This is a genomic window from Caballeronia sp. LZ001, from assembly GCF_031450875.1.
Classification (GTDB): domain Bacteria; phylum Pseudomonadota; class Gammaproteobacteria; order Burkholderiales; family Burkholderiaceae; genus Caballeronia.
This window is the reverse complement of the sequence record NZ_JARTVX010000004.1, coordinates 3,706,189-3,720,564: the sequence shown is the minus strand read 5'-3', so window position 1 is coordinate 3,720,564 and position 14,376 is coordinate 3,706,189. Positions and strand designations below refer to the sequence as shown.

Annotated in this window: 12 protein-coding genes and 1 pseudogene; 8 read left to right on the top strand and 5 right to left on the bottom strand. The window is 62.7% G+C overall.

Annotation, left to right across the window (positions count from 1 at the left end; all coding sequences use genetic code 11):
• Positions 1 to 22 precede the first annotated feature (22 nt).
• Both P9292_RS28415 and P9292_RS28410 read right to left on the bottom strand, forming a co-directional pair.
• The gene (locus tag P9292_RS28415) at positions 23 to 754 is read right to left on the bottom strand and encodes a DsbC family protein (protein ID WP_244826332.1); all 732 of its coding nucleotides are present in this window, start codon (positions 752 to 754) and stop codon (positions 23 to 25) included.
• A gap of 30 nt (positions 755 to 784) precedes the next feature.
• Positions 785 to 1,957: a UbiH/UbiF family hydroxylase gene (locus tag P9292_RS28410; RefSeq protein WP_309962340.1), complete on the bottom strand. Its 1,173-nt coding sequence runs from the start codon at positions 1,955 to 1,957 to the stop codon at positions 785 to 787.
• A 240-nt stretch (positions 1,958 to 2,197) separates the two neighbouring features.
• Between P9292_RS28410 and ychF the strand changes: the two genes are divergently transcribed.
• From ychF to P9292_RS28390, 4 genes are all read left to right on the top strand, one after another.
• Complete coding sequence (ychF, locus tag P9292_RS28405; protein ID WP_244826334.1) at positions 2,198 to 3,292, top strand: redox-regulated ATPase YchF; 1,095 nt, start codon at positions 2,198 to 2,200, stop codon at positions 3,290 to 3,292.
• 192 nt (positions 3,293 to 3,484) lie between these two features.
• Complete coding sequence (locus tag P9292_RS28400) at positions 3,485 to 3,736, top strand: DUF3761 domain-containing protein (RefSeq protein WP_409015203.1); 252 nt, start codon at positions 3,485 to 3,487, stop codon at positions 3,734 to 3,736.
• Positions 3,737 to 3,914: 178 nt separating this feature from the next.
• Positions 3,915 to 5,582, top strand: a complete 1,668-nt coding sequence (gene ettA / locus P9292_RS28395; protein WP_244826336.1) for an energy-dependent translational throttle protein EttA — start codon at positions 3,915 to 3,917, stop codon at positions 5,580 to 5,582.
• Between the two features lie 242 nt (positions 5,583 to 5,824).
• Positions 5,825 to 6,949, top strand: a complete 1,125-nt coding sequence (locus P9292_RS28390; RefSeq protein ID WP_244826337.1) for a DUF748 domain-containing protein — start codon at positions 5,825 to 5,827, stop codon at positions 6,947 to 6,949.
• Between the two features lie 3 nt (positions 6,950 to 6,952).
• On the opposite strand, the gene P9292_RS28385 is transcribed toward P9292_RS28390, so the two are convergent.
• The 3 genes and pseudogenes from P9292_RS28385 to P9292_RS28375 all read right to left on the bottom strand — a co-directional run bounded on the left by P9292_RS28385 (position 6,953) and on the right by P9292_RS28375 (position 9,755).
• Positions 6,953 to 7,576: an HAD family hydrolase gene (locus P9292_RS28385; RefSeq protein ID WP_244826338.1), complete on the bottom strand. Its 624-nt coding sequence runs from the start codon at positions 7,574 to 7,576 to the stop codon at positions 6,953 to 6,955.
• 28 nt (positions 7,577 to 7,604) lie between these two features.
• Positions 7,605 to 9,357: pseudogene (locus P9292_RS28380) on the bottom strand (M24 family metallopeptidase).
• Positions 9,358 to 9,482: 125 nt separating this feature from the next.
• Positions 9,483 to 9,755, bottom strand: coding sequence for a hypothetical protein (locus P9292_RS28375; protein WP_244826339.1), 273 nt, complete (start codon positions 9,753 to 9,755; stop codon positions 9,483 to 9,485).
• A 251-nt stretch (positions 9,756 to 10,006) separates the two neighbouring features.
• Here P9292_RS28375 and P9292_RS28370 point away from each other — a divergent pair, with 251 nt between their 5' ends.
• The 4 genes from P9292_RS28370 (at position 10,007) to prmC (ending at position 14,326) form a co-directional block, all read left to right on the top strand.
• On the top strand, positions 10,007 to 10,819 hold the full coding sequence (locus P9292_RS28370; protein ID WP_309962336.1) for a glycosyltransferase family 2 protein: 813 nt from the start codon (positions 10,007 to 10,009) through the stop codon (positions 10,817 to 10,819).
• Positions 10,820 to 10,981: 162 nt separating this feature from the next.
• The gene (hemA, locus tag P9292_RS28365) at positions 10,982 to 12,316 is read left to right on the top strand and encodes a glutamyl-tRNA reductase (RefSeq protein WP_244826341.1); all 1,335 of its coding nucleotides are present in this window, start codon (positions 10,982 to 10,984) and stop codon (positions 12,314 to 12,316) included.
• Between the two features lie 94 nt (positions 12,317 to 12,410).
• On the top strand, positions 12,411 to 13,493 hold the full coding sequence (gene prfA / locus P9292_RS28360) for a peptide chain release factor 1 (protein WP_244826342.1): 1,083 nt from the start codon (positions 12,411 to 12,413) through the stop codon (positions 13,491 to 13,493).
• Positions 13,490 to 14,326, top strand: a complete 837-nt coding sequence (gene prmC, locus P9292_RS28355) for a peptide chain release factor N(5)-glutamine methyltransferase (protein ID WP_309962334.1) — start codon at positions 13,490 to 13,492, stop codon at positions 14,324 to 14,326. The genes prfA and prmC overlap by 4 nt, the downstream gene beginning before the upstream one ends.
• Positions 14,327 to 14,376 lie beyond the last annotated feature (50 nt).

The following is a 14,376-nucleotide window of genomic DNA, read 5'->3' as shown; positions in this document are numbered from 1 at the left end:
CTCGTCGGGGGTTCGGGCCGCCTCAATGCGCGGTCGAAAGTTCCTTCTCCAGCCGGTCGGCGGGAACGGCGCCTGGCAGACGGCGGCCGTCCGCGAGGAACACGGTCGGCGTGCCGCTCACGTTCATCGTGTGACCGAGCTTCAGGTTCTTGTCGATGGCGGTGGTGTCGCACGAGGCGGCCGTGGTCGGCGCCTTGCGGTCCAGCATCCAGCCTTCCCAGCTCATCGCGCGATCTTTCGAGCACCAGATCGACTTCGATTTCGCGGTCGAATCCGGCGAGAGCACGGGATACAGGAACGTGTACACGGTGACGTTATCGATGGACTTCAAGGTCGATTCGAGTTGCTTGCAATACGGGCAATTCGGGTCCGAGAACACCGCGATCTTGCGGCTGCCGTTGCCCTTCACCACTTTCACCGCGTTCTCGAAAGGCAGCTTCGCGAAGTCGATCTTGTTGGTCTCGGAGAGCCGCGCTTCCGTGAGATTCTTGCTGCTGCGCGTATCGACGAGATCGCCGATCAGCACGTAGTTGCCGGTGGCGTCGGTATAGACGATCTGCGAGCCGAGGTTCACTTCATAGAGTCCTGGAATGGGCGTCTTGTCGACACTCTTGATGTTCGCGTCGCCCATGCGCGATTCGAGCGTGGACTTGATCTTGTCGGTGGTCTGGTCGGCCTGCGCCGTACAGCCGAGACCAAGTGTCACGGCGAGTGCCGCGGCCGCTGCGAGTGCCGTTCGAAGTGTGCGTTTCATATTCTTTTCCTGTATGTGCCTGGCGTGTCTTTAACCGAGCGCGGCCGAAACCAGCCAGCGCTTGACGAGTGGCTGCGCGCCCACGAGCGCCATGCCGGTATTGCGAACCGCGCGCGCAAGCGTGCCCGGCACCGAGAAAAGCCGTTGCAAGCCGTCTGTCGCCAACATGAGTTTTTGTATGTCTTCGCGGCGCGCGCGTTCGTAGCGGCGCAGCAAAATGGGATCGCCAAGATTGCGAAAACCTTCTTTATTGGCGATGACATCCGCGAGCGCGGCGACATCGCGCAAACCGAGGTTCATGCCTTGCCCGGCTAGCGGATGAATTAAATGTGCGGCGTCGCCGATAAGCGCGACACGTGGCGCGATCAGCTTGTCGACCGTTTGCAACGCGAGCGGGAAGCCTTGCGCGGGCGTCACGCATTCGAGCGTGCCGAGCATGTTTTGCGTGGCCTGTTCGACTTGTGCCGCGAGTTGCGCGGGATCGAGCGCGAGGAGTTCGTCGGCGTGTTCGGTGCGCGCGGACCAGACGAGTGAGACGTGATCGCCCGGCAGCGGCAGCAGCGCGATGATTTCCGAGTCGCGGAACCATTGGTAGGCGGTTTCGCCGTGTGGCCGCTCCGCCTTGAAATTCGCGACCACGCCCGTTTGCCGATAATCGCGCCGGTCGACCTTTGCGCCCATTTGCGCGCGCACCCAAGAATGCGCGCCATCCGCGCCGACGATCAGATCCGCTTCGAGCGTCTCGCCGCTTGCAAGCGTGACGTGCGCGGCATCTTCCTCGACCGTCATGCCCTGCGCGCGCGATTCGAACCACGACAGACTCGGCTGGAAGCGCAGCGCGGCGTCGAGCGACTGTTCGATCAGATTCGACTCGACGATCCACGCGAGCTGCGGCACCGAGGCCTGGAACGCGGAGAAATGCAGTTCCGCGTGTGTGTCGCCGAACACGCGCATGTCGAAGACGGGCCCGAGCCGCGTGCGATCGAGCGCTTGCCAGACGCGCAGCCGTTCGAGCAGCGTCTGCGAACTCGACGAGAGCGCGTAGATGCGCGAATCGAACGCGGCGCCCGCGGGCAAGGCGGCAGCTTGCGGCGCGAGCAACGCGGTGCGCAAGCCGGATTGCGCGAGCGCGAGCGCAGCGGTCTTGCCGACGAGCCCGCCGCCGACGACAAATGCATGAAAGGTCAGGGGATGCGAAGTCATCCGGCCATTATAGCCGTGAGGATTGCAGCGTATTTGGCGCCTGCGCGGCGCTGCGGCGGGCCGTCGCGGAAGGCGGCGCGAAACGCCGCTGCCCGGCGCGGCGGTACAATGGCGGTTTGCCTGGCCGCTCGACGCGGCCGTTGCGCTGGCGGGCGTTTTTGCCAATTCAGCCTTTGCCCGGCGCGCGACTTTTGACGAAACCCGCGCGGCCTGCGCCGTCTCACCAGTTCGAAGGATTCCATGAGCCTCCAATGCGGCATCGTCGGCTTGCCTAACGTCGGCAAGTCCACTCTATTCAATGCTTTGACCAAGGCGGGTATTGCCGCCGAGAACTATCCGTTCTGCACCATCGAGCCGAATGTCGGCGTGGTCGAAGTGCCGGACGCGCGCCTCACCGCGCTCGCCGAAATCGTGAAGCCCGAGCGTATCCTGCCGGCCGTCGTCGAGTTCGTGGATATCGCGGGTCTCGTCGCGGGCGCGTCGAAGGGCGAAGGTCTCGGCAATCAGTTCCTCGCGAACATCCGCGAGACGGATGCGATCACGCACGTCGTGCGCTGCTTCGACGACGAGAACGTGATCCACGTCGCGGGCAAGATCGATCCGCTGGACGATATCGGCGTCATCAACACGGAACTCGCGCTTGCGGATCTGTCGACGGTCGAAAAAGCGCTCACGCGTTATTCGAAGGCGGCGAAGTCGGGCAACGACAAGGAAGCGGGCAAGCTCGTCGCCGTACTCGAAAAGGTGCGCGCGCAGCTCGACGAGGCCAAGCCGGTGCGTGCGCTTTCGTTGAACGAAGACGAGCAGGCGCTCATCAAGCCGTTTTGCCTCATCACGGCGAAGCCGACCATGTATGTGGCGAACGTGAAGGACGACGGTTTCGAGAACAACCCGTATCTCGACGCCGTTCGCAAGCATGCGGACGCGGAGAACGCGCCGGTCGTCGCGGTGTGCGCGGCAATCGAAGCGGAAATCGCCGATCTGGACGACGCGGACAAGCAGGACTTCCTCGCCGACATGGGCATGGACGAGCCGGGTTTGAACCGCGTGATCCGGGCGGGTTTCAAGTTGCTTGGCTTGCAGACGTACTTCACGGCTGGCGTGAAGGAAGTGCGCGCGTGGACCATTCATATCGGCGATACGGCACCTCAGGCCGCTGGCGCCATCCATACCGATTTCGAGCGCGGCTTCATTCGCGCGCAGACCATCGCGTTCGATGACTACGTCGCGTTCAAGGGCGAGCAAGGCGCAAAGGAAGCCGGGAAGATGCGGGCCGAAGGCAAGGAATACGTCGTGCACGACGGGGACGTGATGAACTTCTTGTTCAACGTTTGAGCGCCGTCAAGCGTCAAGAATCGTCAAATCGTCTTGCATGAAAAAGCGGAGTGCCCGATAAACGGGGCTCCGCTTTTTTCATGAGCGATACCCGATAAAAATAAAGAGAGACAAAAAGAAGATGAAAGGACCCGCGTTTCTGCGTTCGCTCGCTGTCACGTGTTGCATTGCGTTGTCCGCGAGCGTCATCCCTTGCACACCGGCGCACGCGTACGCGAACAGCGCGAACGCCACAGCTTCAACCCGCAGCCTGACGAAAACGACCTCGACAGACATAGCCATTACGTCAACCGCGACGGCAACGTAATCCATGCGCCCTCTCGCTCGCGTTCGGGTGCGGTACCCGAAGGCGCGACCGCGCAGTGCCGCGACGGCTCGTACAGCTTCAGCCGCCACCACGGCGGAACGTGTTCACGGCATGGCGGCGTGGCGCGCTGGCAATAGCCTGAGCACGCCCGAAGTACAATGACATTCGATCCCGCGCGGCACACGCGCCGGGAAGCGCGTCATATCGCGCCGACGATTCGCGTCGAATGCCGATAACGCGGCGTGCGCGTCCCGCACGCAGCCGCCCGCGCCCGGCGTTCGCACTCTTCACCACACCATTACAGACAACATCGACATGGCCCAATACGTCTTCACCATGAACCGCGTCGGCAAGATCGTCCCGCCGAAGCGTCAGATCCTGAAAGACATCTCACTCTCGTTCTTCCCCGGCGCGAAGATCGGTCTGCTCGGTCTCAACGGTTCAGGCAAGTCCACGCTCATCCGGATCATGGCGGGCGTCGATAAGGACATCGAAGGCGACGCCACGCCGATGCCCAATCTGAACATCGGCTATTTGCCGCAGGAACCGCAACTCGATCCGCAACAAACCGTGCGTCAGGCAGTCGAAGAAGGTCTCGGCGATGTCTTCCAGGCAACCAAGAAGCTCGACGAAATCTACGCCGCTTACGCCGAGCCCGACGCCGACTTCGACAAGCTCGCCGCCGAGCAGGCGAAGTACGAAGCCATCCTCGCGACGAGCGACGGCGGCAGCCCCGAGCAGCAACTCGAAGTCGCCGCCGATGCGCTGCGCCTGCCCGCGTGGGACGCGACCATCGAACATCTTTCGGGCGGCGAAAAGCGCCGCGTCGCGCTGTGCAAGCTCCTGCTGCAAAAGCCCGACATGCTCCTGCTCGACGAACCGACCAACCACCTCGACGCCGAATCCGTCGAATGGCTCGAACAGTTCTTGACGCGCTATCCGGGCACCGTCGTCGCGGTCACGCACGATCGCTACTTCCTCGACAACGCCGCCGAATGGATTCTCGAACTCGACCGCGGTCACGGCATTCCATGGAAGGGCAACTACAGCAGCTGGCTCGACCAGAAGGAAGAGCGCCTGAAGCAGGAAGAATCGAGCGAATCCGCCCGCCAGAAAGCCATCAAGAAGGAACTGGAATGGGTGCGCCAAAATCCGAAGGGACGTCAGGCGAAGTCGAAGGCGCGCATCGCACGCTTCGAGGAACTCAACAGCCAGGAATATCAGAAGCGGAACGAAACGCAGGAAATCTTCATTCCCGTGGGCGATCGTCTCGGTAATGAAGTCATCGAGTTCAAAAACGTCAGCAAGGCGTATGGCGACCGGCTGCTGATCGACAACCTCAGCATGAAGATTCCGGCGGGCGCGATCGTCGGTATCATCGGGCCGAACGGCGCGGGCAAGTCCACGCTGTTCCGCATGCTGACCGGCAAGGAGCAGCCGGATTCCGGCGAGATCGTGCAAGGGCCGACGGTCAGGCTCGCCTATGTCGATCAAAGCCGCGACGCGCTTGGCGCCGACAAGACCGTGTTCGAGGAAATCTCCGGCGGCGCGGATGTGCTCACGGTTGGCAAGTACGAAACGCCGTCGCGCGCGTATATCGGCCGCTTCAACTTCAAGGGCAGCGATCAGCAGAAGCTCGTCGGCAATCTGTCGGGCGGCGAACGCGGACGTCTGCATCTGGCGAAAACGCTGATTGCGGGCGGCAACGTCTTGCTGCTCGACGAACCGTCCAACGACCTCGACGTCGAAACGCTCCGCGCGCTCGAAGACGCGTTGCTCGAATTCGCCGGCTCGGTCATGGTGATCTCGCACGATCGCTGGTTCCTGGACCGTATCGCCACGCACATCATCGCGTTCGAAGGCGACTCGCACGTCGAGTTCTTCGACGGCAACTATCAGGAATACGAGGCCGACAAGCGCAAGCGGCTCGGCGAAGAAGCCGCGAGGCCGAAGCGTCTGCGCTACAAGCCGATCACGCGCTGATCCTTTGCGTGAACGGATGAGACGAGGAACGCGCGCGCCTATGCGCGCGCGCGCACCGACATCGGACACGAATGCGGCGACTGTCTGAGGCACGTCGCCGCCAGTCTTCACCGCATCTTTGCGACACGCTAGCGGCGCGACAGAGGCTGAAAAGTACGCGCTCACTTAAAAAAACGATGCACGCGAAACGGCTTACCACCGAGTGAGCCTCAGGCAGAACCAGTATTCGGGAGACATTGCAGATGGCGCGATCGAAAGCGCAACGGGGAGCGCTTTGGGCAGTCGGAATCGTCGTGGCGATCATCGTCGTGGCGGTTGGCGGGTGGCTCTTCGTCGCGCATCAGATGAAGGAGCGCATTCTCGAAACGCTCGGGCCGAACGGCTCGGCCGAAGAGATCGATGTCGGCTTCGGCCACGTCACACTGTCGCGCGTGCGTCTGCGCGGCCCGCAGGACTGGCCCGCGAGCGACGCCATGCGCGCCGAGCGCATCGTGCTCGACATCGACATGCACGAAGCGCTGCGAAACCGCGTGCATCTGCATGGCGTGAGCGTGGACAACTACTATTTGTCGATCGTGCGTTCCGCCGATGGCCGCGTGCAGATTCTGCCCGGTCTCAAGGAAACCGCGCGCGTCGCCGACGCCAAGCCCGACGCGAAGGAAGACGCGCGCTCGCAGGAAGAGAAGCTCATCGATCGCGTGTCGTTCGAACGCGGCTCGATGGAGTTCTTCGATTCATCGGTGCAAAAGCCGCCGTATCGCGTGTTGATCAGCGATTCGCGCGCGACCATCGACCATCTGCATCTCCCCGCGCTCACCGACCGCACCAATCTGTCGATGTCCGGTTCGATCAAGGGTCCGTCGCATACGGGAACGGTTTCGTGGGGCGGCTGGATGGTCATCGCCAACAAGGATTCGCAGACGCGCGCCGTGCTGAGCGGCGTGGATATCGCGTCGCTCGACCCGTATCTGCTGAAAAAGGCCGGCGCGCGTGCGGCGGTGACAGGCGGGACCATCGACCTCACCGTGGACGCGAACATCCACGATTACCGCATTCACGCGCCCGGCACGCTCACGCTGAATCACTTGCAGATCAGCGACACCGGCAACGGACTCGACACCTTCCTCTCCATTCCGACGAAAGCCGCTGTCGCCGCGCTGAAAGACCGCAAGGATCAGATCAAGCTCGACTTCGTGCTCGACGGCGATCTGCGCGATCCGAAGTTTTCGCTGCAGGAAAGTCTGTCGAAGAAACTCGCCGCCGGTTTTGCGAAGGCGCTCGGTGTGAGCGTCGAAGGCGTGGCCAAAGGCACGGGCGATACCGTGCGCGGTATTGGCAACGCGCTCAAGAGTTTGCTCGGTCAGTAAGCGTCAGATAGGCACGGCGAGCGCGCGCAGCTTCGTTTCGGTTTCCATCGCGCCCGTGTAGTGGATGCCGTGCCAGCCGAGATCCGTGGCGGCCTGCGCGTTCTTCGCGTTGTCGTCGATGAAGACGAGTTCGTGCGGCTGAATGCCCGGCAGATGCTTTTCGATCTCCGCGCGCATCAGCGCGAAAATCTGCGGGTCGGGCTTGACGATTCCCACGCGCCCCGAAACGATGATCTCGCGAAACCGCCGCAACACGTCGAAGCGTTCCCATGCATACGGGAACGTCTCCGCCGACCAGTTCGTCAGGCCAAATAGCGGCACGCCTTCCGCGTCCAGCCGGTCGACGAGCGCCACGCCCTCTTCCAGCACGCCCGACACCATCTCGTGCCAGCGCGCATAGAACGCGCGAATCAGCGCTTCGTGATCGGGATAGCGCGCGATCAGTTCGGCGGTGCCTTCTTCTATGGTCTGCCCGCCGTCCTGCTGCACGACCCAATCCATCTTGCAGACGTTGTCGAGAAACCAGCGGCGCTCGGTTTCGTCCGGAATCAGTTGCCGGTACAAATACTCGCGGTCCCAGTCGATCAACACGCCGCCGAAGTCGAATACGACTGCCTTGATGGTCATGGTTTTGCTGCTCCTTCTTGTTTTCGGATCAGATAGCCTGCGTGCGTTTTTCGAGCCACGCCAACGCCGTGCCCGACACGTGCGGCGACACGCGCCGGCGCACTTCCTCGTGATACGCGTTGAGCCACGCGCGCTCGTCCTCGCGCAGCAAGGCCAGGTCGATGCAGCGGGTGTCGATAGGGCAGAGCGTGAGTGTTTCGAAGTCGAGGAAATCGCCGAATTCGGTCTTGCCCGCGCTTCGGTTCAGCACCAGATTCTCGATGCGAATGCCCCACTTGCCCGGCCGATAGATGCCCGGCTCGATGGACGTGATCATGCCCTCCTCCATCGCCGTCCAGCTTTCGACGGGCGCGTAGTGCGAGATGACCTGCGGGCCTTCATGCACGTTCAGAAAGTAGCCGACGCCGTGCCCGGTCCCGTGGCCGTAGTCCGCGCCGGCTTCCCCAGATCGGCGCGCGCGCGATGGAATCGAGCATTGGCGAACGGATGCCACGCGGAAAGCGTGCGCGCGACAGCGCCATCGTTCCTTTCAGCACGATGGTGAAATCGCGCTTGTGTTCAGCCGTGATCTCGCCGACGGGAACCACGCGTGTGATGTCCGTCGTGCCGCTCACATACTGTCCGCCCGAATCGATCAAGAGCAAGCCATTGCCTTCTATCACCGAATGCGACGCTTCGGTTGCGCGGTAGTGCGGCATCGCGCCGTTGGCATTGAAGCCCGCGATAGTGCCGAAGCTCAGCGTCACGAAGCCCGGACGCCGCGCGCGCGCCGCCGTGAGCTTTTCGTCGATGGTAAGTTCCGTAATGCGCTCGCGGCCCAGCGCATTCTCGAACCAGGCGAAGAATTCCGCGAGCGCCGCGCCGTCCTGTTCCATCGTCGCGCGGATATGCTCGGCTTCCGCCGCCGTCTTTTGCGACTTCGCGAAGGTGGACGGATTCACGCCTTCCACGATCGTCACCGCCGAGGGCACTTGCTCCAGCAAACCATGCGTGATGCGGCGCGGGTCGATCAGGAGCGTGGCTCCGGCGGGCAGCGCGGCGAGTGCGCGGGGCGCATCGGCGTAAGGCGCGACGCGCACGTTGTCGCGCGCGAGCGATTCCTCGAGCTCGGCCGACACCTTGCCATCGGCGATGAAGATCGTCGCGTCGTCACTGCCGATCAACGCGTGCGCGACGAACACGGGGTTGTAGCTGACATCGCCGCCGCGCAGATTGAAGATCCACGCGAGATCGTCGAGCGTGGACACGAAGTGCCACTGCGCGTTTTTTGCGCGCAAGGCTTCGCGCACCTGGGCGAGTTTGTCCGCGCGGCTCACGCTGGCGTGCGGCGCGGCATGTTCGTAGATGGGCGCGTCAGGCAAACCGGGACGCGTCGGCCAGATGGAATCGAGCAGATCGACATCCGTGCGCAGTACGATGCCGCGTGCCTTCAGCGCATCCGCAAGCGAGCGCGCCGCCGCCACGCCGAGCACGGCGCCATCGACACCGACGACATCGCCCGAATCGACATGCGCCGCCAGCCATTCGACGTGCGGCGCGGTTTGCTGGCCGCCCATCATCTTCATGAGCGCGATGCCGGTGCCCGCAAGTTGCGCCTCGGCTTGCGTCCAATAGCGGCTGTCCACCCAGACGCCCGCGAAATCCGCCGTCACCACGAGCGTGCCGACCGAACCGGTGAAGCCGGACAGCCATTGCCGCCCTTGCCAGCGCTCCGGCAGATATTCGGAAAGATGCGGGTCTGCCGACGGAATCAGCACGGCGGCCAGATTGTCGAGCGCCATCTGGCCGCGCAGCGATTCAATGCGCCGGGCGAACTCGGCTGCGTCGGGAATGGCGGAATGTGCGATGCGGTCGTTCATGAAGTCACCTGCATGGAATGCGTGAGGAAGCGCCGGCGAGCGCGGGTTTAGCGACGCGCGGCAAGGCCGACTGTCACCGTCACGACGACGAGCGCGAACACCGTGCACGCGAACCATTCGAGCGTATCGCCGTCGTGATACAGGTTGATGATATTGCCGAACATGCGCGCGACGATTATCGCCAATATGCCCGCGACGATGGCCGTCCAGATTCGCCCCGCCGCGCCTGTGCCCACGCGCCCCGCGCGCCGCAGCGGATGCAGCCACCAGCCCGTCGCGCCGATTACCGCGCCCAAAAAGATCAAGCCCGTCCAGCCCATCAGCTACCGCGCCCCTTTGATTGCGTTTGAACCGGCGCCGCGCGCCGTTAGCGGTCGAGTTTAGGGGGCCAGGTTGGCGATGGCAAGTGCGTTTCCTTGAACGATTTATGCGACTAAGCTTAAAAATGAAAATATGCCGGGCCGGTAAAATGACCGCTTTAGCCACGCTGATTTAAGGGCGATACTCTAACGAGTCACTGCCCAAGTTCGCGGCATCGATCGAATAGGTTTACAGCGGAAAATAAAGCACCATGATTGAGAAAAGCCTCATATCGCTAAACGGTCTGGAATTCGTGATGACCTACCGCGGTTCCACGCTGGAGCGGCGTGAAAATCTGCGCGGCATATTGCGCCATCTCGATTCGACTTATTCTGACTACACGGTTTATCTCATCGAAGCCGATGCCACGCCCACCTTCCACTGGTCGGGCCTTGGCGACGAAAAGATCAGGCATGTCTTCGTATGCGACAACGGCCCCTTTCCAAAGGCGCGCCTATGCAATCTGGGCGCGCGAATGTGCACCGGCGACATCATTTGTTTCCATGACGCGGACATGATTTCCAACCCGGATTATCTGCCGCTTTGCATCAACGCAATTCGTCATGGAACGGCAAGCGACGCACTTTGCCCATTCACGAACGTGATTAACGTTACGGGTGTTTATCGCGATGCATTCATTGCTTCCGGAGATTACGCAATACTAAAACCGTTTCTCGAAAGCGACCGGCCCGAAGAAATGGAAATTCTCTATGCGAATACGCCGGGCGCCATCGTGCTCATAAAACGCTCGGATTACATGCGCGTCGGCGGCTACGATCCGCGCTTCATTGGCTGGGGCGGCGAAGATGACGACCTGCTCACGCGCGCGGTGCGGCTCGGCGTTCGCTGGCATTCCGTGCCCGATGCAAACGCGTCGCTGTTCCATTTGCATCACGACAATACTTCGCGGCACGCGGCCATTGCCGCCGCCGAACGAAATCGCGAAGCGGCTGCCGAGACGCATGCATTGTCGCAAGAGGAACTCGAAGCGCGCGCCGCCGAGCTGGCAAAGTACTTCGATTGAGCGCGGCGCTGCGTCCTGGCGTCGCACGAGCGTGCGGCTTCGCGCCAGCTGCAAGCGGCGCGAGCGAACACCAGCCATCCCCTATGCCGCCTATAAATGAAGAGATTGGTAAAACGCTATAATATTGCGCTATCTGAAAGGCCATCGGCTTAGGCCCATTACATGCAGCTCCTCACGATCGGAATCAATCACCACACTGCGCCTGTCGCCTTGCGCGAACGCGTGGCGTTTCCGCTCGAACAGCTGAAGCCCGCTCTGGGCGCGCTGAAGGACATCTGGCTTGGGCCGCTCGCCAAGGTTTCGCCCGAAGCGGCGATCCTCTCGACCTGCAATCGCACCGAACTTTACTGCGCCACCGACGACGCCGCCGCGCGCGACGCTGCCATTCAGTGGATGTCGAAGTACCACAATCTCCCGGTTTCGGAACTCGCGCCGCACGTCTACGCGCTGCCGCAGTCCGAGGCCGTGCGCCACGCCTTCCGCGTCGCCTCGGGGCTTGATTCCATGGTGCTCGGCGAAACGCAGATCGTCGGACAAATGAAGGATGCCGTGCGCACCGCGTCGGAAGCGGGCGCGCTCGGTACTTATCTCAACCAGTTGTTTCAGCGCACCTTCGCGGTCGCCAAAGAAGTGCGCTCCACGACCGAGATCGGCGCGCAGTCCGTTTCCATGGCCGCCGCCGCCGTGCGACTCGCCCAGCGCATCTTCGAAAACATTTCGAGTCAGCGCGTGCTTTTCATCGGCGCGGGCGAAATGATCGAACTCTGCGCCACGCACTTCGCCGCGCAAAATCCGCGCGAACTGGTGGTCGCAAACCGCACGGCCGAACGCGGCGAAAAGCTCGCCGAACGTTTCAACGGCCGCGCTATTCCGCTTTCCGAGCTGCCCACGCGCATGCACGAGTTCGACATCATCGTGTCGTGCACGGCGTCGACGCTGCCTATCATCGGGCTGGGCGCGGTCGAACGCGCGGTGCGCGCGCGCCGGCATCGGCCAATCTTCATGGTCGATCTCGCCGTGCCGCGCGATATCGAGCCGGAAGTCGGCAATCTGCAGGACGTGTTCCTCTATACCGTCGACGACCTCGGCGCGATCGTGCGCGAAGGCAATGCGTCGCGGCAAGCTGCCGTCGCGCAAGCCGAAGCGATCATCGAAACGCGTGTGCAGAATTTCATGCAGTGGCTGGATGCGCGCAGTATCGTGCCGGTCATCCGCCACATGCATACACAAGCCGACGCGTTGCGCCGCGCCGAAGTCGAACGCGCGCGCAAGCTGCTCGCGCGCGGCGACGATCCCGCCGCCGTGCTCGAAGCATTGTCGCAATCGCTCACCAACAAGCTCATTCATGGTCCGACGCACGCGCTCAATCGCGCGACCACGGAAGAGCGCGCCCAGCTCATCGACCTGATGAGCGGCTTCTACCGCCACGGTTCGTCCGACAAGCCGCAAGACGACACGCCTTCGGCGCCTGAATCGTCGCAGTCTCCGGACCGTTAGCGGCTTTCCTTGCTGTTCTCCAATGCCGCGCGGCGCTGACGCGCAGGCATTTCTGATTCCACAATTCTCCGGAGCATCGCTCCAACTCCGCCCGATGAAAACGAGCATGCAAAGCAAGCTCGACCAGCTTGCAAAACGGCAGGTCGAACTCAACGAATTGTTGAGCCGCGAAGACGTGACCGCCGATATGGATCAGTATCGGAAACTCACGCGCGAACATGCGGAAATCAGTCCGGTCGTCGAGCAGTACGCGCTCTGGCGTCAGGCGCTCAACGACGAAGCGACCGCGCAGGAATTGCTGTCCGATCCGTCGATGCGGGATTTCGCCGAAGAGGAAATCGGCGAAGCGCGCGAACGCATGGCGACGATCGAAAGCGATCTGCAGACCATGCTGCTGCCGACCGATCCCAACGACGAGCGCAATATCTTCATCGAAATTCGCGCGGGCACGGGCGGCGACGAATCCGCGCTGTTCGCGGGCGACCTGCTGCGCATGTATCTGCGCTATGCGGAGCGCAACCGCTGGACCGCCGAAACCATGTCCGAGAGCGTGTCCGACTTGGGCGGCTACAAGGAAGTGATCGTGCGGATTGCGGGCCACGGCGCCTTCTCGCGGCTCAAGTTCGAGTCGGGCGGGCATCGCGTTCAACGTGTGCCGGCGACGGAAACGCAGGGGCGCATCCATACGTCCGCGTGCACGGTCGCGGTCATGCCGGAAGCCGATGAAATCAGCGAAGTGGTGATTAATCCAGCGGATCTGCGTATCGATACCTTCCGCGCGTCGGGCGCGGGCGGGCAGCACATCAACAAGACCGATTCGGCCGTGCGCGTCACGCACTTGCCGACCGGAATCGTCGTCGAATGTCAGGACGACCGCTCGCAGCACAAGAACAAGGATCGCGCGCTGAAGGTGCTCGCCGCGCGCATCAAGGACAAGCAGTATCACGAGCAACACGCGAAGGAAGCGGCGACGCGCAAGAGTCTGATCGGTTCGGGCGACCGCTCCGAGCGCATACGCACCTACAATTTTCCGCAAGGGCGCATGACGGATCACCGCATCAATCTGACGCTCTACAAGCTCGAATACATCATGGACGGCGATATCGACGAACTGATCGGCGCGCTCGTGAGCGAGCATCAAGCGGAATTGCTCGCGGCGCTCGGGGAAACCGAGTGACGACCGCAGTCGATCTGCTGCGTGCGTGTGCGCTGCCCGCGCTCGAAGCGCGCGTCTTGCTGATGCACGTGCTCGGCTGGCGACGCACGCAGTTGATCACGCGCGACCGCGAAGCGCTTGGCGCCATCGCGGTTAGCCGCTTCGAGGCGCTCGTCGCGCGCCGTGTCGCGGGAGAACCGATCGCGCAGCTGACTGGAACGCGTGAATTTTTCGGGCTCGAATTCGACGTGACGCCCGATGTGCTGATTCCGCGCCCGGAAACCGAATTGCTGGTGGAAACGGCGCTCGACGCCATCGCGAATACGCCGAACGCGCGCGTGCTCGATCTCGGCACGGGAACCGGTGCCATTGCGGTTTCGCTTGCGCATGCACGGCCCGACGCGCGCGTGTGGGCCGTGGACCGCTCAGGCGCCGCGCTGGATGTCGCGCGTCGCAATGCAGAACGGCTGCTCGATCCGGCGCGCGCGGGCGGGCCGCTCGCGTTCGTCGAAAGCGACTGGACCGCGAAGGTCGATCCTTCGCTGCTCTTCGAAGCCATCGTGAGCAATCCGCCGTATATCGCAAGCGACGATCCGCATTTGCAGCAAGGCGATCTGCGCTTCGAGCCGCGCGACGCGCTCACCGATGACGCCGACGGTCTGTCCTGCATCCGGACCATTATCGAGCGAGCGCCGTTTCTGCTTGCGCGCCGTGGCGTGCTGTGGCTCGAACACGGCTACGATCAGTCCGACGCCGTGCGCCGACTGCTCACGGCGCGCGGTTTCACCGATGTGCATTCGCTGCGCGATCTGGCGGGAATCGAGCGCATCAGCGGCGGCGTTTTCAATGCCTGAGCGCCGCTGGCGAGCCAGGCAGCGGTCAGCCCGGAATAGCGAAATCCGCT